Here is a 19,608-nt window from a genome sequence, read left to right as displayed (position 1 = left end):
GGCTCAATCCCGCCTTTACAGAGTGCGGAGCCGCCCGCCAGCCGGGCGGACGGCTCCGTGAATGGTGAGGTTTACTTGAGTATACCCTCCACAAAACGCTGGAGGACGGTCGCGATCTCAGCGCGGCTGGCCTCGCCATGGGGATCGATGAGGTCACCGGGCTTACCAGTGAGCAGGCCGGCTTTAAGTGCACTCTCAACCGCGTCGGCTGCCCACGGGCTGATGGTGTCAGCATCGGCAAAATGGCCGGGTGCGGAAGTCTCGCCCAGCATCAGGCCCGCATAATCCAGATACCGGACCAGAACGGTGCAGAGCTGCTCCCGCGTTACAGGGGCGTCAGGAGTAAAGCTTCTGCCGTCACCCTCCATGATACCGTTTTCCGCTGCCCAATTGGCGGCCTTGGCATACCAACTGTTTTCAGGCACATCGGAGAACGCTGCGGCTATCCTGCTACCGGGTTGGCCGGCCATTCGGAAGAGGACAGTGACCACCATAGAGCGGGTCATGGGCTCCGCCGGGCCGAAGGAGCCGTCCCCCATACCATTGAAGAACTCGTTTGCGGTGACGAATCCGATGGCCTCGGCGGCCCAATGCTCCTCATCCACGTCAGGGAATACCTTGGTGTTATCGATGATCTCGTAGGCGCCGGTCTGGCCTGCGATATAAGCGGCCTTGCCTCCGCCGACCATGGACATGGGCAGGATGGAGGTACTGCCGTCGGCGTGGGTGATTTGGATGGCGTTGCCCTTGACCTTGGGATTGACAAGCATGGCGTTTACATCGTCGCCCGGCTTCAGGGTACCCGCCGGAATGATGACCGACAGGCCGGCCCCGGCCAGGATGACCGGCTTTTCCGCGTTGAGGGAGATGACCTTCTCCTCGGCGGCTTGGTTGAGCGCCGCGCCGGAGGTGGGGATGGTCACCTTGACGGAATCAGCGCCCTCGACGACGGCGCTGGGCCGGATGACCTTGCTGACGGTGCCGCCGGTGTTGACGGCGGGATCATCGGACCCGCCCTTTTCCTGACAGACGAGGTTCGAGAGGTCGAAGGTGTAGGTGGTGGGCGCGTAGGCGGTTCCCTCGCCGTCCAAATCGATAGTCACGTCGAAGCTCTCGGCCGCGTCCTGGTCCACCCGGTAAATGAAGTCGAAGTAGTCGCGCCCGTCGGTCGATCCGTCCTTGACGGTGACAGTCTTGCCACCGAAGGTGATGACAGGGGAGAAGCTCCCTGCAGGCAGGGTCAGGCGGAAGGCCAGGAAGTTGCCCTCCTGCATTGAGGCGTTGCCCTCCCAGAAGCCGATGAAGCCGGACTTGTAGGCCAGGGTGCCGGTGACGGGGACCAGGGCCTTGTCTGCGACGATGGCGGTGCCGTCCTGGTTCAGGACTACGCTGGGCTCGCCGATGGACACGCCGTCGATCATAAACGCGCAGTCCCCGGCGCCTGCCCAGTCGCAGAAACCGGCGTCAGGCTGTCCGATAATGGCCACACTGCCACCACTGGGGAGGGCGGGGTAATCGACGGTGCAGATGATGTTGGCCCGGTCGGAGACACGCATACGCGGGCCAAGCGTATCGTGGGAGGACATGCCTGTTGCGGTGATGCTGCGGCCCACGGCCAGGTTGGCGATGGCCTTATCCGGGGTGATGTAGCCGTCGATAAACACGCGGCAGTCATCGCCGCTGTCGTCACGGACCAGGATGGTCTCGGGCATACCCTCCTTCATATCGACTCGGGTGACGACACCGGATACTTGGACCAGTCTGCCCAGGTCGTTGCCGGCGGCCAGCTGAGCGGTGGTGAGCGCCTTTGGCTCGGGCAAAGCAGAGACCGTCTTATCCACGACCTTGACGCTGCGGGCCTGCAGCTGGCGCTCACCCAGGTAGGAGCTGACATAGCCTGTGATTTGGACGGTCTGGCCAGCCTGTATATTGCCGTCCACGGGAAATACGTTGATGCCACCGGTCCCGTCCTGCACGTAGATACAGTCGAAGAAGGCGGTGCGCTGGTCAAATCCGGAGGCGTTGGAGGTGGCGATGCCTTGGATGGTGAATTTCTCGCCTTCCTGTACAGTTACGGTGTCCTGTACATGGGAGATGCTCGTGATCTCCGGGGCGGGCTTGCTCTCCTCCAGAATATTGCCGGCGATGACGGCGTTGACATAGCGCTGAACATCGTCGCCGGAGGTGGAGTCAATCTCCTTGTTGGAAAAGAAGGTGGTGCCGGATACAATAAGGAAACCGCCGCCGGAGAGCTGCTCGGTCCCCATCACGACCACCTGCCCCGCGGGTACAACTACCTCCGCGTTTGGCTTGGGCTGATAGGGATTATCATTATCCAAATCACTAAAGTGGGTGGCCCAAGTGGTGCTGTGTCCCGAAACCAGGGCCGTGGCTCCATTCAAGAGGATGGGCGCGGCGTTATAGGCGCTGTACCCGTCGCCGATGTTTCCATCCAGGATGCCGGCGGTAAAAGAGGAGTCGGCATTAAAGCACTTCTCGTCGGAGAAGAAGAGGCGGAAGGACTCCTGTCCGCCGGTGGCGGCGTGGACGCCGGGGTCCAGATCGACGACGATACCCTGGCCCACCCGCATCTTGGCGTTCAGCTTTGACAGGATTGCGTTGGAGATGGTACTGGCGATTCCGCTGGCGTCATTTGTCGGGTCGCCCCGGTCGGACTTGGAGGTGAGAAGGATGCTGCCTCCCGCGCCGGCGTACCGGGCAATGGCGTCCAGCTCGGCGTCACTATAGTACGCACCGCCCCCATCGCCAAAACCTTTATAGGGTACAGTGAGCACCAGCAAGTCCATATCCTTAATGGCGTCATAGGTGATGGCCTCGGTGAGACGTGTGACCTGCAAGCCCTTACCGGCTGCCATGAGGGCAAAGTTGGTGTCGTTGGACTCATAGTCGCCGGACACATAGAAGTTATTGTGGCCCGCGTCGATGGCGATATGGCCGATCTCCTTCGGGTCAAGTACCTCCAGCTCCAGGTTCTGGGTAAAGGTGTAGCTGGCGTCGCCGCCCAAATTCATCACAACGGTAACGGTGAGCGTCTGAAGACCCACGGTGTCGGGGGTAAACTTGAGCTGGTGGCTGCGGTTGGAGTTCTTGGGCAGAGTGGCGAGCCCTGCACCGGCAAGCTCCGGCCCTGTCAGCTTGAGCAGGGAGGTGGTGTTGCCCAGTCGGGTGAGCGTATACTCGACGCTCTCCACCGTGGCTGAGGTCTCCTCGGAGTTATAGAGCTTGGTGGTGAGGAGCATCTCCTCACCCTTGACGGCGGTGTCCGCGTTGCTGGCAAGGCTGGTGATGCCCATCTTTTTTACCGCGGTGGCCCAGACAGGGGCAGTGACGGCGATATCCTTGTCAGCCTCCACCACACGGATATAGTAGTAGGCGTAGTCCACGCTGTCCAGGTGGACCTCCCAGGTGTAGGAGCTGTCCTTGATGTCGGTGACCTTTTCCAGTTCCAGGCCGCCCTCGGTAATGATGGAGATGGTTCCCAGGGACTCGCCGTCAGGATCACTGATCACGACCTTGAAATCCAGTGCGTCAGGGGCCTCCGGCAGGATGGAGCCCATGCTGTAGCCGTTGAGCGTGTATAGGATAGACAGGTTTTCATCCTCGGTGGCATAGATGGCCCGGTCACGCATGGCCTGGAAGATGCCCTCTTTGGAGAAGTCGTCGGTCAGCACCACGCTGCGGCAGGTGTTGGCGTTGCCCCAGCCGCCCTTGTGGTTGTCCTGGTTGTTAGTGGGAGCCAGATGCCATCCCTTGGAGAGGGCCATGTCATAGTACTGGTAGCTGGGGAAGTAGCCGTTGGAACCAACCAGACCCTCGCCGTTGCCCACCTCGACCATGTTGATGACGTCGTCCCGCTCAGGGGTATAGTAGGCGAAATCGGCAAAGGTGCCGAAGGTGGTGCCGGGGTGGTTGAACTGGGAGATCGTCTGGGGATTGTCGGTCAGCAGCCCGTAGTAGGCCTGCATCCCCGCATCGTTGGTCTTGTTGTTCAACGTGGCGTTGTTGCGGGAGACAAAGCCGGTGGAGTTGAATGTGTTGATGTGGCCCGGGCCGCTGGACCAGGTCATCTCATAGCCGGGAATGGCGATAAAGTCATCCGTAGTGGCGGCGTCAATGGTCTCGTTGTAGACCTCCCACATGGTCTTGGAGCTGTCCTTGGGAGATACCTTGCCAGTGTGGGCGTCGTCGATGGCACCCAGGTGATCCGCATCGTCCAGATAGTTGGAGTGGTCGGTGAAGGCCACGAAGTCGGTGCCGGAGTTTTTAGCATAGGCCAGAGCCTCGGCCAGGGTGCCCGCGCCGTCGGAGTATTCGGCGTTGTGAGAGTGGAGCTGGCCGAAGTAGAGCTGTTCCGCGCCGGCAGCCTTCTCGGTGTAGTCCAGAGTCAGCGTATCGCTCTGGAGCCACCCGCTCTTTACTGCGTGGGCAGAAATGTGGATGGGGAACATTCCGGCGGTCGCGGGAATGCCGGCTGCTGCGTCGTAAACGAGCCCGCTCTGGGTGCGCTCGCCCGCGGTGCCCGCCCCGGTGGTGAGGTCGTAAGTGATGGCCGCGCCCGCCGTGGCGGAGGAGAGGCGGATGACCGCGCCGGCGGCAACCTTGCCGCTATAGTAGTTGGCTGTCACGGGCGCCACCTTGGCCTGGGTATACGCAAAGCTGCGCACACGGGCGTTCCCCGCCTTGGCCTGAATGGTGGCGGACAGCTCGCTGAGGGTGATGGGGCCGGTATAGTCGGCGTAGTCAGGCGCAGGGGTGGAGTTCGTGATAACGCGGTACTGAATGGTGGAGTCCGCTGTGTTACTAAGGGCCACCTCTGTGCCCAGCGCCACAGCCCCGGGTTCGACAGAGGCGTCAACAAGATCATTGTCGGGGATCTCTTCGCCGCTGATGATGAGGCCCGCATAGGTCACAGCGCCGCCGGTGGTGATCGTTCCCCCCGTTACTTTCACGGTGGAGGTCGCAACGACGCGCAGATAGACCGTATCCTGGTTCTCCAGTTCAGCCGGGAGGGCCAGATTCTTGAAGGTGGGTGACATATTCGCCATTGCGGAGTCCACCATCCAGATGCCGCCGCCAGGCAGATCGGTCCAATCGTTCGCGTCGGTGCTGTACTGGTATTTCAGGTCCCGATGCCCGGCATCGGAAGCGCGCATATTTACGCTGATGGTCAGATCCTGGAAGCCCTTGGTGGAGAATTGGAACTGGATGTTTTGCGCGGGATCGTTCCAGCCGCTGCTCGTGTTATGCCCGCCGGACTGGCTGAGGAAGTTGCCGAGGGCGACAGTGGCCAGGGCGCCGTCCTTGTTTTCACCCTCATCGGCAATCACTTGCTTTGCATTGTCCGCTGCCGCCAACGTCTTGCTGCCGGAGAACTGCACCACGTTCCAGCGGCGGGCAGGTTCTTGAGGCATCGAGACGGGGGTGAACCAAGAGGCGTCGGGGCTTTGCAGATAGAAGCTGTAGATATAGTCGGTCCTGCTGCTGCCGTTGCCGAAGTCGGTGACGTTTTTCTCCACACTGGGGAGAACGATACCTGTCACATCATACCACGTACCCAAGGTCAGTCCGGCGGATCGAGAGATGCCCCGGACCGTGATCTCGGTGCCGTTGACATCGGCAAAGGTGCCGGCGTCTTCAACGCTGCCCACGTACTGCACGGCAGGAACTGTAAGCCGCTGAGACTCCAGGAACTTCATGTTTTTTCCGCTGAGGGTGTCCGCTCCGATGGCGAAAGGTGTGGGTAGGTCGTTTCCACTGCTCTCAATGGTCAGACTGTCGGCCTGGAGTTGGAGGATGTAGTTGGAAGTGGCCAGCTTGCCGGCGGAGGTCTTGACCATATCGCCCGCCCGGACGGTGTCGTTGGCGGTCTTGAGGAAGACCTGGATAGCGGCGGTTTCGTCCTGGACGGTGATGGTTTTGTGGTCGTCAGCCACCCAGGTGACCACGCCCGCGATCTGCGCGGAGTCGCCTGTCTGTCCCAGGCGCATTTCGCGGATGGGGACCGCGCCCACTGTATAGGTGAACGAGGCGGTGCTCTCCGTCAAATCACTGCGGGTGGCCTTGATATAGAGGGTGAGGGCCCCCACATCGGTGTCCTTGACCGTATACGTGTTGCCGGTGCTCCAGGTACCGGCATCGGCGCTCACGGTGTTATACGTAAACACTACGCCGGGGGTGGGACAGGTAAAGGTGACGGTGGTGCCTGGGGCCAGCCTCGCCCCCGCGGCAGGGACGGCGGAGATCGCACCCACAGCGGTGGGGGGCGTGAAGCCGCTGGCGGTCTGTATGTCCTCCTTGGCATGTACCCGCAGCTGGGGGTCGTTGAACAGACCCATGACGCCTACCACGTCCACCCGGAATCCCTCGTAGATGTCGTTGCCGAGGGCGGGCATTCTGTAGATATTCAGAGTGGATTTTCCGTCCGGACTGGTGATGGGCGTGTTGCCGCCGGTGTTGATGGCGCCCAGCGTCACGTTGATGAGCTTGACCCGTACCGACTCGTACTGGGGTTTCTTCGCCTCGGCGACGGTCAACTCCACAGGGGCGGGAAGTGTGCCGTCGGTGACCTGCACCACCGTGGGATCCTTGATCTGGACCCAGTTGCCGAAATGCCCCCAGGCGCCGGAGACGGTCACCACCTTGCCTACCGTGACGTCTGCACTGGTGGCCGCACCGTTTGTACCGAAGTCGATGCCGATGCCGCAGGGAGCGCCGTTCTCTCCGGAGTTATCCTGGATGGAGACATTGCGTCCGTCGGAGAAGGTGACCACGCCCGTGGTGCAGACCCTGGTCGTGGTGGACTGGTTGCCGCTGTTGGGGCCACCGGGTACGGCGGCCCGGGCCTCAGCGATGGTGGTGGGGGCCATGCTGTCGTAGGTGAAGGTGAAGACTCCGCTGGCCTCCCCGCCGCTCACCACGATGGCCTTGACGATCACCGTGTCGGCGCTGATGGTGATGGGCTCAGTGTAAGGGGTGCTCTCCGCCGTGGGGTCGGCGGGTTCGGAGCCGTCGGTGGAGACGGTATAGTAGATGCTTCCGTCATCCGCCGTGCTGCCGAGGGTCACTATGTCGCCCTTATCGACGCGGCCGGAGTCTGGCGTGGCCGTTACCCGCAGGGCGCTTAAGTAGTCGAAGCAGTTTTCGTCGGCTTTGATGCTTACATTATAGTCGGCACTGTTATTGGGGATATAGCCCGCACCGAAATGCACCGAAGTACGCAGGGCGGAGGTGGTGTTGGAGAGCGCCTTTGTGGGGGCGGTACCCAGCCAGCGCTTCGCAGCGCCGAAGCCGATGAAGTCAGCCAGGTTGCCTACTTCGCTCTGGTCTCCCTCACTGGCGGGAACAGGCGTGGTATCCCTGCATAGGGCCAGTTGCCCTGCGCTGCCGGACAGGTTTAGACCCAAGGTCGCATCGAACCGAGGCAGATCCTCGGTACCGCCGGTGCCTGCCGCACCTTTAATAACAAAATATTTTCCAGCTTTCACTACAGAGCCATTTGGGAACTCGAAGATATTGGACATTGCGGAAACATTACTGGAGGCGCAGTACTGCAATGACCAACCTGAGATATCCACGTCCTGATCAGAGATGTTCTTTAACACCACAAAGTCGTTTTTGTAGGTGGCGCCGCTATTTCCGCCGCCGCCATAGACATGATAGATGACTACCGGGCCCTTGCCGGCGTTCGTCTCCATTTTTTCCCGATAGGTAAAAGTAAAGACATCGGTCGCATCTCCGCCGTTTATAGCGACGGCCTTGATGGTGGCAGGCAGCTCGGTGATTTCAACCTTGTCAGTGTATTTTATGCTCGTGCCGCCATCTGCACTTGGGTCGGTGCCGTCTGTCGTATACCAGATCTCCGCGCTCGGAGTTTCACAGGACAGGGTCACGCCACCTGCAAGGTCGTCTAGCTGATAGGCGCCCGGCGCGGGAACGACCACAACGTCGGCCGCCGCAGCCACCGTGTAAGTCGCGGTCAGCACGTCGCTGGCTTCGCTGTCCTTGTAGGCGATGGCCTTGACGGTGGTTTCGCCTACGACATTGAGAACAATGGCGTCGGTATATTTGGCGCTGCTTTCGGTAGGCTCTGTACCGTCGGTGGTATAGTGAATCGTTGCACCCTGCGTAGCACAGCTCAGTTCCACGTTATCGCCTTTGATCAACTCCATCCCGCTGGTGGGCTTAGCGGTGGGCCTAGCGACGGTTGAAGGACTGGTGCTGTTGGGTATTCCATTTATTCTAATATTGTATAGGCGAGATGTACCGGTGCTGGCTGTAACCTTATCGTTGACTGATACAGTGCTGGTGTTTTGGAACCTAATATACGCTGTAGCAGTATTGTCGATATTAGAGATATCGCCGGGGGAGACAAGAGGCAGGCTTGTTTTTAGCGGCGATGTAGGTACAGACGACTTTAGAACATAATCACCATCAGTGACATTAAAAAAGTTTTCTCCGTCATTACTAATTTGGACCTGAAATTCTTTGGGGCCTGTATTGGATCCGTATGCTGAAAAAGTTAGAGCCAATTCGGTGTAACCCGTAGTATCCAATGCGATTTGCCAATACTCGCTGCCGCTTTGCCAGTTGTTTGTTGCTATAGAAGCATCTTTAAATGTTGTACTTGTACTATTTAATATGTTGGAGTACGTAAATATTGCATTTACACCCTGCTGCTGTTCGGTTGCAGGAGCTGATGTTGCTGTCGTTCCGTACTCGCCAAAAGGGTGTGCCGTCCATGTCCATCCTGCGACCAGAATAGACCCGTCTTCCACCGCCCACGCCCCCGAGGGCAACAGCGACAGGCACATCGCCAGGGTCAGGAAAAATGCCAGGGCCTTTTTCAGATGTACTTTCAATAAAACCACCCTTTCCGTCCCCGTTGGTGGGGTCCCACCAACGGGCGAGGGGCATGCCCCTCGCCAATATTCTTATCCTCTCGTTCATTGCAGCGACTTAAACTTGCAATTCAATTATACATCCATATCGCCCAAATTTTAAAGTACATATGACCGCTTTTTTGTATAAAACTATTTAACTGTATGTACGATAAAGGTAAAGAGAAGAGACCACAAAATGTGGTCTCTTCTCTTTGTATAGTTGCATTCAGCAAGATACCTGTATATGAAAGCACTATTTGCAGAAGATTAAGAAAATATTTGCAGGTCTAATCATTGCTGCTTACTTTGTTCTCAATATCGCCTGTGAGAGTTCGAGTCCTGTTTTGCCCTAAAACGGGGTAAAAATATCTACTGAAAAAAAGGTGAGATTTGGGGGTATCAAAACCCCGCAAAGCCTGATGCCGACTGGGTTTCCCCAGTCGGCATCTATTTTGGTACACAATGTTGGTGACCCAGCGGGGACTCGAACCCCGGACCTTCGCCTTAAAAGGGCGTTGCTCTACCAACTGAGCTACTAGGTCATATACTGTTTATATGCACGCAAAACACGGTGCTTATGCATCGTGCGCGTTGTTTTTACTGGCTGGGATGGCTGGACTCGAACCAGCGGATGCGGGAGTCAAAGTCCCGTGCCTTACCACTTGGCTACACCCCATCATTGCGCTTTCAAAGAGCGAAGGGCCGGAGCGGACGCTCCGGCCCTTCCGCCTTAAGAACGTATGGGGTGGATGACGGGACTCGAACCCGCGACACCTGGAACCACAATCCAGTGCTCTACCAACTGAACTACATCCACCATATGAGGCTGCGGAACCTGACCCGCCTGAAGTTTGAGCGAACTGCCGGCGGCACGTTGGCCGCTCAAAGTCCCTTCCGAAGAAGGCAAACCGGAGGCGAAGCCTGATTCGCGTAAGCGGCTTGAGACTTTGGTGACCATCAGGCTTTTCAACGTGGTACGCTTCAAGGTACTGGCACGCCTGAAGGGACTCGAACCCCTGACCCACTGCTTAGAAGGCAGTTGCTCTATCCACCTGAGCTACAGGCGCGTATGGAGCGGGTGATGGGAATCGAACCCACGCGACCAGCTTGGAAGGCTGGGATTCTACCATTGAACTACACCCGCATGGGAAGTGTATACGTGCCGATGACTAATCAGCGAAAATTATTCTACCACAACGGATTAGAGCTTGTCAAGAGGAAAAACGGAAGCATTATCCTTTGTAATTATATGGATGAAGGTTGAACGGTTGGCAAACGAACCGGCAAATGAAGCGGCAACGACATATTAGGCGGCAAGCCCGCAGGCAATATATCGCCTGCGGGCTTGCTGTTTCTACCTATACGGGTTGTTATCATCTTTCCAGCTCTTACTCGTGCTCTGCCACAGGTAAACCCGCTCCTGCCGGATCAGGCCGGAGATACTACCAACCGGCATATGAGAGCGTGGGAAAGGGCGGCGTTCCAATCGGAATGGCCTCTGGTATTTGTTGCTCCGGCATATTGCTGGAGAATGCCCAGGGTGGTGGAGCGCTGGATAATGGAAGCGCAGTTTAAGGGCAGCCGCGACGCCTATTTTGTCCTGACCTGCGACGGAAGCTGCGGGAATGCCGCGGCCTATTAAAAAAACCCCTGCGCACGGAAGCGTTTCCGCTTTTGCGGGCTTGCCCCGGTGTTCATGCCCGAGAACTATGTGGCGATGTTCCCCACGCCCGGCGAGGCGGAGTGCCGGGCGAAAGTGGAGCGTGCGGGGCCACGCGTCTCAGCGCTTGCGGAGCAGATCAGGACGGGTGCCGTCCTGGAGGAAGTGCCGGTAACGCTGAAGGACAGGCTGCAGAGCGGCCCGGTCAATCCACTGTTTTACGCGCTCTATGTCCGCGACAAGGGGTTCACGGTCTCTGAGGAGTGCGTCTCCTGCGAGAAATGCACTCGGAGGTGCCCGCTGAATAACATTGAATACGCAGACGGCAGGCCGGTTTGGAAGGGGAACTGCACCCACTGCATGGCCTACATCGCCGGCTGTCCCACGGAGGCAATCGAGTACAAATCCAACTCCAGGGGACGACACCGCCACTACATCGGCACCGACGAATAAATGCAAACTAAGGGGGGGATGCGCCGCATACCCCCCTTTTTTTCATAACCTGACCGCTTTAACCGGCGGGCGTTCCCGCCGGAAGACGCGCCTATGCCCCGAAGCGCTCGGCCCACTCGGCCTCCCGGAAGCCCACCAGCACAAATTCGTCGCCCACGGCCAGGGGGCGCTTGACCAGCATGCCGTCGGTGGCGAGAAGGTCCAGCTGCTCGGCCTCGCTCATACCGGGAAGCTTGTCCTTCAGCTCAAGGGACTTGTAGAGCAGGCCGCTGGTATTGAAAAAGCGCTTGAGGGGCAGGCCGCTTTTGCGGTACCAGTCCTCCAGCTCCTGCCGGGTGGGGTTCTCCTGCTTGATATCGCGGAAATCATATGTGACGCCCCGGCTGTCCAGCCAAGAGCGGGCTTTCTGGCAGGTGGTGCATTTGGGATAGCAGACAAAGAGCATGGTATGGCCTCCTCTGTAAATCGGTAATACTACTATGGCGCGGCGTGCGCCCGACCAGACATATGATAGCCGAAACCGCCCCCGATGGCAACCGTCACTCGCGGCTGGCGGCCCGTAGATCCAGTATGTCCTGCATATTGTCCAGAATGAAGTTCTGCGCATCTGCCGTGTAGAGGATGGAGTTGTAGATTCCGTACTGACCCTGCCGCTCCTCCTCCAAAATGCCGATGGTGACGGCCAGGGGAGTGACCGCCTTCCGCCGCTTGCCGGGGGCGGTCTCCAGCTCCTTGAGGAAGCCCTTCTCCACCAGCCAGGCCGTGACCGCCGTGGTGGGGAGCTTTTTGCGGGTCTCGCCGCCTCCCACCGCCTCGTTGATGGCCTGGACGAGGATGCTCACCGTGACCGGAGCGGCAGAGACAGCTATGGAGGAGCGCTCCTCCGGCGTGAGGTAAAATTCCGGCTTTTTAGTCCGGGTCCGGTCGCTCCGCTCCAGGCGGTCGGCGTTCTCCTTCAGTACCCCGGCCACGTAGAAAAAGCAGCGGACCAGCCGCGGCTGGTTGAGGACCGCGTCCTCGCTCATCTCCTGCCCGGTAAGGGGGTCAATCCCCTGGGCGAGCTGCTCAATATACTGCTGCGCCCTGCGCATGGTTTCCAACTCATTCATAGCGCGCACTCCTTATGTCTGTTTTTGTCTAATGAGAGCGTCTCAGTACAGTATAGTATCAAAACACGTATAATTTTGTCTTATTTTGCCGGAACGCCGCCGGGTTTCGCTGCCATCGGCAAGACCTGCCGAACCTGTATGCCCAGCGCGGAAGATATAACAATAGTATGACTCGCGCCGATAAAAGTCAATTAATAGCATGGAACAAATGAAATCAATCACAACCACTCAAATAGCGGAAAATAAATGCAAATATTTGATTGAAAATGCTTGACACTGAGGGGCGCGGGTGGTATATTTAAATCATAAAAAATCAAAATCAATCAAAAAGGAGCGTTGCCGCATGCTGACCCAGGAGCGCTACCAACAGATATTGAACATACTGGCCCAGAAGAAGGCGGTCACGGTCACTGAGCTTACCCAGGCCCTGGGCGCCTCCGAGGCCACCGTCCGGCGGGATTTGAACGCCCTGCATGAGTTGGGGCGGCTGAACAAGGTCCACGGCGGGGCCACCGCCCTAACGGGCACCTTCTCCGCCGCTGAGGATGACATGACCACCAAATCCACCCGCAATATGGAGGAGAAGACCGCCATCGGCGTTTACGCGGCCTCTCTTATCAAGGACGACGACTTCGTCTATATCGACGCGGGCACCACCACCGAGCGGCTCATCGACGCACTGGGGGAGAGCCGGGCCTCCTTTGTCACCAACGGCTTCGGCCACGCCCAGCGGCTTGCCCGGAGGGGGCTGAAGACCTACATCCTGGGCGGAGCGTTCAAAGCCGCCACCGATGCGGTGGTGGGCGCGGTGGCCTGCAAGAGCCTCCAGCGCTACAATTTTACAAAGTGCTTCCTGGGCACCAATGGCGTTTCGCCCGAGGCTGGCTTTACCACTCCGGACGCGGAGGAGGCCATGCTCAAGGCGGAGGCGGTGGCCCGGTCCTACATGGCCTATGTGCTGGCCGACCACAGCAAGTTCGGCGTGGTGGCCCCGGTGACCTTCGCCGCGCTGGAGAAGAACTGCATCATCACCGACCGTCTCGCCGACGAGAGCTACCGCTCCTTTACTATCATCAAGGAGGTGGCGGACCTGTGATCTATACTGTGACCTTTAACCCCGCGCTGGACTACGCGGTCTATCTGGACAGCTTCGAGCTGGGCGCGACCAACCGCACCACCCGGGAGGAGCTGCGCTGCGGCGGCAAGGGGATTAACGTCTCCATCGTGCTCCACAACCTGGGGGTGGAGTCCAGGGCTCTGGGCTTTCTGGCCGGCTTTACCGGGGAGACCATCCGCGCGTGGCTCACCGAGCTGGGGGTGGCGAGCGACTTCATCACGCTCCCCGGCGGTATGAGCCGCATCAACGTCAAGCTCAAGCTGGACGGAGAGACCGAGATCAACGGCCAGGGGCCCGACATTACGCCCGACGCCCTGGAGACCCTCTACGGCAAGCTGGAGAAGCTGCGGGAGGGGGACACCCTGGTCCTGGCGGGCAGCATTCCCGCCACCCTGCCCGACGATGTGTACGAGCGCATCCTGGCCCGGCTGGAGGGCCGCGGCGTCCGCTTCGTGGTGGACGCCACGGGGGAGCTGCTGCTCAATGTGCTGCGCTACCGCCCCTTCCTCGTCAAGCCCAACCACGAGGAGCTCTCCGAGATGTGCGGCACCGTCCTGGACAGCGCCGACACGGCCGGCATCCGCGCCTGCGCCCGGGCGCTGCAGGAGAAGGGGGCCCGCAATGTGCTGGTCTCCATGGCCGGAGCGGGGGCCCTGCTGGTCACCGAGGACGGCCGGTGCATCCGCCAGGCGGCCGCCAGGGGCGAGCTGGTGAACTCCGTGGGCGCGGGGGACTCCATGGTGGCGGGCTTCCTGGCCGGGTTCCAGCGCACCGGGGACTATCGGGCGGCCCTGCGCCTGGGCGCCGCCGCCGGCGGGGCAACCGCCTTCTCGGCGGCCCTGGCCACCCGCAGTCAGGTGGAGGCCGTGCTGGAGACACTGTGAATCCAAAGCCCGTCCCGGAAAGGGAGGGGCCCCTGCGCGTATGCCGGGGCGGGGGGTTAGAGTACCGGGCCGCATCGCAAAAGGCCTTTTGAACAGAAACCAAAACTGAAATAAGAAAGGAAGATTTATTATGCGAATCACCGACCTGCTGACCGAGGACGGCATTCTTCTCAGCGCCTCCGTAGCCAATAAGGAGGAGGCAGTCCGTATGCTGGTGGCCGGACCGGACCGCTTCGGCGTACTGACCGACGCGGCCCTCTGCCAGGCCGACGTGCTGGCCCGGGAAGCCCAGGGCACCACGGCCCTGCCCCACGGCGTGGCGATTCCCCACGCCAAGAGCCGCGGCGTGACGGGCCGGGGCATCGCGGTGATGACCGTCCCGGCCGGCGTGGACTTCGGCGCAGGCGACGGCACCCTCTCCCGCCTCATCTTCCTGCTGGTGGGGCCTGAGAACGACCCCGGCGCCTACCTGGAGATGCTCTCCAGCCTGCTCATGCTCCTGATGAAGAACGTGGGGCTGACCGAGCGTCTTATCGACGCCAGAAGCTCCGCCGAGTTCCTCCGGCTCCTCCGGGACGCGGAGGCCAAATAACCGCCCATATTCGGAAAGGATGGATGAGGGATTATGCGTATCACTGACCTGCTCCAGGCGGACGGCATCCTGCTGAACGCCGCGCCGGCCGACAAAGCCGCCGCCATCGACCTTCTGGCCGGGCTCCAGGAGAGGGAGGGCAATCTGACCGGCGTGGCGGATTACAAGGCCGATATCCTGGCCCGTGAGGCTCAGGGGACCACCGCCGTCGGCGAGGGCATCGCCGTGCCCCACGCCAAGAGCGCCGCCGTGGCGCGGCCCGGCCTGGCGGCTATGACCGTCCCCGCCGGGGTGGACTACGGAGCCCCCGACGGCAAGCCCTCCAACCTCTTCTTCATGATCGCAGCCCCCCGGACCGGCGCGGACGTCCACCTGGAGATGCTGGCCCGGCTGATGAAGCTCCTCATGCACGAGGACTTCCGCGCCCGGCTCCTGGCGTCCAAAACTCCGGAGGAGTTCCTCGCCGCGATTGACGCCGAGGAGACCGAGGTCTTCCCAGAGGAAAAGAGGGAGAAGGCCCCCGCGCCCCAGCCCGCCGCCGGGAAATTCTTTGTGGCGGTCACCGCCTGCCCCACCGGCATCGCCCACACCTATATGGCCGCCGAGGCCCTGGAGAAGACCGCCCGTGAGATGGGCCACACCCTCAAGGCGGAGACCCAGGGCTCCGGCGGGGCCCAGAACGTCCTGACCCGGGAGGACATCGCCTCCTGCGACGGCGTGATCATCGCCGCCGACAAGAACGTGGATCTTGCCCGCTTTAACGGCAAGCAGGTCCTGCGGGTCTCCGTCTCCAGCGGCATTAACAAGCCCGCCGAGCTCATTCAGAAGGTGGCCGACGGCGCCGCCCCCATCTACCGCCACGACGGCGCGGAGGTCCGGGACGACGCGGGCGAGAAGGAGAGCGTGGGCCGCAGGATCTATAAGCAGCTCATGAACGGCGTCAGCCATATGCTCCCCTTCGTCATCGGCGGCGGCATTCTGATTGCCCTGGCCTTCCTGCTGGACGACCCCAGCCTGGGATACGACACCTTCGGCACCAACACCCCTGTCGCCGCCTGGTTCAAGACCGTGGGCGGCGTGGCCTTCGGGTTTATGCTTCCCATCCTCTCCGGCTACATTGCAATGGCCATTGCCGACCGGCCGGGCCTGATGGTGGGCTTCGTGGGCGGCGCGCTGGCCGTCTCGGGCGCTACCTTCGTAAGCCCCGGCGGCACCGCCGTCTCCGCCGGCTTCCTGGGGGCGCTGATCGCAGGCTTTGCCGCGGGCTATTTAATGCTGGGCCTGCGCAAGCTCCTCTCCGGGCTGCCCAAGGCGCTGGAGGGCATCAAGCCGGTTCTGCTCTACCCGCTGGCCGGCCTGCTCATCATCGGCCTGTTCATGTGCGCCATCAACCCCTTTATCGGCATGCTGAACACCGCGCTCTACAGCGGCCTGGAGGCTATGGGCGAGGGGAGCAAGATTCTCCTGGGCATCGTGGTGGCCGGTATGATGGCCATCGACATGGGCGGCCCCTTCAATAAGGCGGCCTACGTCTTCGGCACCTCCACCCTCACCGCCATGGCGGCCACCGGCGGGTCCGACATCATGGCCGCCGTCATGATCGGCGGCATGGTGCCTCCCATCGCCATCGCCCTTTGCTGCACCTTCTTTAAAAACCGCTTTACCCCCGACGAGCGGAAGAGCGGCTTCGTCAACTATATCATGGGCCTGTGCTTCATCACTGAGGGCGCGATTCCCTTTGCCGCGTCCGACCCCCTGCGGGTCCTGCCCGCCTGCATTGCGGGCTCGGCGGTGGCCGGCGGACTGTCCATGGCCTTCGGCTGCACCCTGCCCGCGCCCCACGGCGGCATCTTCGTCTTCCCCGTGATGCACAACGTCCTGTTCTATCTGCTGGCACTGGCCGTCGGCTCCGTGGTGGGCATGATTCTGCTGGCGCTGCTCAAGAAGAAAAAAGTCTGATTCTGTCCTTTGGAGGTATGATAAAATGGTCAGTGAAAAGCTTACGGTCATCAACAAGGCCGGGTTCCATATGCGTCCCGCGGGCATCTTCGTCCAGGCGATGGGCAAGTACAAGTCCGACATCACCATCGTGTACAACGGCAGGGAGATCGACGGCAAGAGCATCATGAACGTCATGGCCGCCTGCATGAAGCAGGGCGCGGAGATCGAAATCCGCTGCTCCGGCGAGGACGAGGAGGCCATGCTGGCCGAGGCCGCCGGGATGGTCAAGTCCGGCCTGGGCGAGGAGTAATACCCGCCTGCCTGTTTGGGAAAGCCGTGCGCGCGCCGGGGCACTTCACCCAATCAAAGGAGGAATCGCTATGTACCAAGGAATTGCGGCGTCCGAGGGGATTGGCATCGGAAAGGCCGTTTTGCTGGTGGAGCCCGACCTGGACTTTTCCGGCGCGGTCTTCGCGGGGACCGACGCGGAAAAGTCCCGCCTCTCCGCCGCCGTGGCGGAATTCACGCAAAAGACCTCCGCCCTGGCTGAGACCATGAAGGCCCGGGTGGGGGAGAGGCAGGCGGAGATCCTAACCGGCCAGGTGATGATGATCTCCGACCCCTTCATGACCGGCCAGATGAACGAGGCCATCGACAGCGGTCAGTGCGCCGAGGCGGCGGTGGACGCTGTCTGCGGGCTCTACATCGGTATGTTCTCCGCCATGGAGGACGAGCTGATGCGCCAGCGCGCCAGCGACGTGGAGGACCTCAAAAACCGGCTTCTCGCCATCCTGCTGGGCCGGACGGCGGTGGACCTGGGCAGCGTGCCCCCGGGCAGCGTCCTGGTGGCCCGGGACTTCACTCCCTCCATGACCGCCGGCATTGTCCGGGAGAACGTGGCCGCCATCGTCACCGAGGTGGGGGGCTTCACCTCCCACTCCGCCATCCTGGCCCGCACCATGGAGCTGCCCGCCGTGCTCTCCGTGCCCCATATCACCACCCTCCTCCAAGAGGGCGGGAGCGTGGTGGTGGACGGGGGAGAGGGGACCGTACTCCCCGACCCGGACGCCGCCGTCCTCGCGGAGTACGAGCGCCGCCGCCTTGCTCTGGCGGAGGAGAAGGCGGCCCTGGCGGAGCTGCGGGGCAAGCCCACCCTGACCGCGGACGGCGTGAAGGTGGACCTGTACTGCAATATCGGCGGCCCCGGAGATGTGAACGCCGCTCTGGAGGCCACCGCCGAGGGCGTGGGCCTCTTCCGCACGGAGTTCCTCTTTATGGACCGCGCCGCCCTCCCCACGGAGGAGGAACAGTTCCAGGTCTACCGGGACGTGGCCGCGCGGCTGGAGGGCCGGGAGGCCGTCATCCGCACCCTGGACGTGGGCGGAGACAAGGATATCCCCTACCTGGGGCTGGAGAAGGAGGAGAACCCCTTTCTGGGCTTCCGGGCGGTGCGCTACTGTCTGGAGCGCACAGACGTTTTCCGCGCCCAGCTCAGGGCCCTGCTCCGCGCCTCCGCCTTCGGCAGAGTGAAGATTATGCTCCCCCTGATCACCTGCGTGGACGAGCTGCGTTCCGCCCGTGCCCTGCTGGAGGAGCTGAAGAGGGAGCTGGACGGGGAGGGTGTCCCCTACGACAGGGACGTGAAGCTGGGCGTGATGATCGAGACCCCCGCCGCCGCCCTGATTGCCGATCTGCTGGCCCGGGAGGCCGATTTCTTCTCCATCGGCACCAACGACCTTATCCAGTACACCATGGCCGTGGACCGGGGCAACGCCAGGGTGGCTTATCTCTACTCGCCGCTGAACCCGGCGGTGCTCCGCTCCATCCGCGCCGTCATCCGCAGCGGCGCCGAGGCGGGCATCCCCGTGGGGATGTGCGGCGAGGCCGCCGCCGATCCGCTCCTCATCCCGCTGCTGCTCTCCTTCGGGCTGGATGAGTTTTCTGTCGGCGCCGCGTCGGTGCTGGCCACCCGCAGGCGCATCTCCCGCTGGAGCAAGGCGGACGCGGACGCCCTGGCCGCCCAGGCGCTGGTCCTCTCCACCGAAGCGGAGGTCCGCGCCCTGCTGAAGGAGCGGATTATGGGCGGTTTGTAAAATTGGGACAAAAGGAACCCGGAGGGCCGCACGGCCCTCCGGGTTCCTTTTGTTCCAGCTTGTCAAAGAAGCCCCGAGGGGCTTCTTTGACAGAAGGCTGCATGACGGATGGGGCACGATTTTCTGAGAAAAAGTCGCTCTATCCGTCATGAGAAGTGTCTCTGAGGCTCATGTCCCCCAGAAATGACGGACATTCACTTGATTCCGCCGTCTGCGGACGACGGAACTCTGCGAGGCTTGCTCTGGGGAGGATACCTTTTGTCCGTCAGCCGCCGGACTCCGGGACCGGCCTCATGTTCACCCCGTCAGCGCCGATTTTCGCAAACCGTCAGAATCAAGTAGACCGGAAGCGGCCGAGGGCGTATAATGATAAATCATCTGGCCGTTTCGCTGGAGAAGCGGATAAAACGAGCGGGATGCGCAGGTGGGCAAAGCGACGGCGGGGTATCGACACGGAGAAATATGGACCGGGTAGCAAGGGGGATAAAAGCGCCATGCCGGATTACGAGCATATTAGATATATAGAGCTTAAGAGTGGATATTCGGATGACGGCCCCGCATGGATTGGGAGAATAAAAAGCTCCAAAACCGGCAGGACAGTGTACTTTAACGGACGTATATTCCGAAAAAAGAACGGGAATTTCGGAAACCATATCGACACAGAGACTGGCGGGGCGTATTGGATATCCGCCCCAAAAAAACGGCTGAGACAGACATTGGGCCGGACTGGGAAACTATCAATCGATAAAAAGATTGTGGAAGTGTATTTGCGGTAAACAGGCGAAAAAACTCGATCTTGGAAAATTCGTGATCGTTGATATAAAAGATAATTTTCCTACTGAAAAATAGGAGTGGCCAA

At 60.8% G+C, this 19,608-nt stretch carries 9 protein-coding genes, 5 tRNA genes and 1 pseudogene; 7 read left to right on the top strand and 8 right to left on the bottom strand.

The window, feature by feature from the left end; translation table 11 throughout:
• Positions 1-71: 71 nt before the first annotated feature.
• The 6 genes from H8S62_RS09740 to H8S62_RS09715 all read right to left on the bottom strand — a co-directional run bounded on the left by H8S62_RS09740 (position 72) and on the right by H8S62_RS09715 (position 10,044).
• Entirely contained in the window at positions 72-8,189 is an 8,118-nt protein-coding gene (locus H8S62_RS09740; RefSeq protein WP_186919140.1) for an FN3 associated domain-containing protein, read from the bottom strand.
• 1,177 nt (positions 8,190-9,366) lie between these two features.
• Positions 9,367-9,442: transfer RNA gene (locus tag H8S62_RS09735), tRNA-Lys, on the bottom strand.
• A gap of 59 nt (positions 9,443-9,501) precedes the next feature.
• Positions 9,502-9,576 (bottom strand) — tRNA-Gln (locus H8S62_RS09730).
• Between the two features lie 65 nt (positions 9,577-9,641).
• Positions 9,642-9,717 (bottom strand) — tRNA-His (locus H8S62_RS09725).
• Between the two features lie 173 nt (positions 9,718-9,890).
• Positions 9,891-9,967, bottom strand: a tRNA-Arg gene (locus H8S62_RS09720).
• Positions 9,968-9,970: 3 nt separating this feature from the next.
• Positions 9,971-10,044: transfer RNA gene (locus tag H8S62_RS09715), tRNA-Gly, on the bottom strand.
• 519 nt (positions 10,045-10,563) lie between these two features.
• Here H8S62_RS09715 and H8S62_RS18055 point away from each other — a divergent pair.
• Positions 10,564-11,013 (top strand): annotated as a pseudogene (locus H8S62_RS18055) (EFR1 family ferrodoxin); the annotation flags it as partial.
• Between the two features lie 91 nt (positions 11,014-11,104).
• Here H8S62_RS18055 and H8S62_RS09705 read toward each other — a convergent pair.
• Together H8S62_RS09705 and H8S62_RS09700 are read right to left on the bottom strand one after the other, a co-directional pair.
• A complete protein-coding gene (locus H8S62_RS09705; protein ID WP_186919138.1) occupies positions 11,105-11,458 on the bottom strand; it encodes an arsenate reductase family protein in 354 nt (117 codons plus the stop codon).
• A 94-nt stretch (positions 11,459-11,552) separates the two neighbouring features.
• Complete coding sequence (locus H8S62_RS09700) at positions 11,553-12,122, bottom strand: hypothetical protein (RefSeq protein WP_186919137.1); 570 nt, start codon at positions 12,120-12,122, stop codon at positions 11,553-11,555.
• A 343-nt stretch (positions 12,123-12,465) separates the two neighbouring features.
• Between H8S62_RS09700 and H8S62_RS09695 the strand changes: the two genes are divergently transcribed.
• The 6 genes from H8S62_RS09695 to ptsP all read left to right on the top strand — a co-directional run bounded on the left by H8S62_RS09695 (position 12,466) and on the right by ptsP (position 18,749).
• Entirely contained in the window at positions 12,466-13,218 is a 753-nt protein-coding gene (locus H8S62_RS09695; RefSeq protein WP_186919136.1) for a DeoR/GlpR family DNA-binding transcription regulator, read from the top strand.
• Complete coding sequence (gene pfkB, locus H8S62_RS09690) at positions 13,215-14,123, top strand: 1-phosphofructokinase (RefSeq protein ID WP_186919135.1); 909 nt, start codon at positions 13,215-13,217, stop codon at positions 14,121-14,123. Before H8S62_RS09695 ends, pfkB begins: the two co-directional genes overlap by 4 nt.
• Before the next feature lie 130 nt (positions 14,124-14,253).
• Complete coding sequence (locus tag H8S62_RS09685; RefSeq protein WP_155147398.1) at positions 14,254-14,715, top strand: PTS sugar transporter subunit IIA; 462 nt, start codon at positions 14,254-14,256, stop codon at positions 14,713-14,715.
• 33 nt (positions 14,716-14,748) lie between these two features.
• The gene (locus H8S62_RS09680; protein WP_186919134.1) at positions 14,749-16,674 is read left to right on the top strand and encodes a PTS fructose transporter subunit IIABC; all 1,926 of its coding nucleotides are present in this window, start codon (positions 14,749-14,751) and stop codon (positions 16,672-16,674) included.
• A 25-nt stretch (positions 16,675-16,699) separates the two neighbouring features.
• A complete protein-coding gene (locus H8S62_RS09675; protein WP_155147394.1) occupies positions 16,700-16,966 on the top strand; it encodes an HPr family phosphocarrier protein in 267 nt (88 codons plus the stop codon).
• Positions 16,967-17,036: 70 nt separating this feature from the next.
• On the top strand, positions 17,037-18,749 hold the full coding sequence (gene ptsP / locus H8S62_RS09670; protein WP_186919133.1) for a phosphoenolpyruvate--protein phosphotransferase: 1,713 nt from the start codon (positions 17,037-17,039) through the stop codon (positions 18,747-18,749).
• Positions 18,750-19,608: the final 859 nt, after the last annotated feature.

Origin of the sequence: Lawsonibacter faecis, assembly GCF_014287675.1 — a bacterium.
Lineage (GTDB): Bacteria > Bacillota > Clostridia > Oscillospirales > Oscillospiraceae > Pseudoflavonifractor > Pseudoflavonifractor faecis.
This window is presented reverse-complemented; position numbering and strand designations above follow the sequence as displayed.

What these genes read in the sequence shown, in the direction of transcription:
- H8S62_RS09740 (WP_186919140.1), bottom strand. Translation starts at nt 8,189, where the DNA reads ATGGAGTTGATCAAAGGCGATAACGTGGAACTGAGCTGTGCTACGCAG.
- H8S62_RS09705 (WP_186919138.1), bottom strand. Translation starts at nt 11,458, where the DNA reads ATGCTCTTTGTCTGCTATCCCAAATGCACCACCTGCCAGAAAGCCCGC.
- H8S62_RS09700 (WP_186919137.1), bottom strand. Translation starts at nt 12,122, where the DNA reads ATGAATGAGTTGGAAACCATGCGCAGGGCGCAGCAGTATATTGAGCAG.
- H8S62_RS09695 (WP_186919136.1), top strand. Translation starts at nt 12,466, where the DNA reads ATGCTGACCCAGGAGCGCTACCAACAGATATTGAACATACTGGCCCAG.
- H8S62_RS09685 (WP_155147398.1), top strand. Translation starts at nt 14,254, where the DNA reads ATGCGAATCACCGACCTGCTGACCGAGGACGGCATTCTTCTCAGCGCC.
- H8S62_RS09680 (WP_186919134.1), top strand. Translation starts at nt 14,749, where the DNA reads ATGCGTATCACTGACCTGCTCCAGGCGGACGGCATCCTGCTGAACGCC.
- H8S62_RS09675 (WP_155147394.1), top strand. Translation starts at nt 16,700, where the DNA reads ATGGTCAGTGAAAAGCTTACGGTCATCAACAAGGCCGGGTTCCATATG.
- ptsP (WP_186919133.1), top strand. Translation starts at nt 17,037, where the DNA reads ATGTACCAAGGAATTGCGGCGTCCGAGGGGATTGGCATCGGAAAGGCC.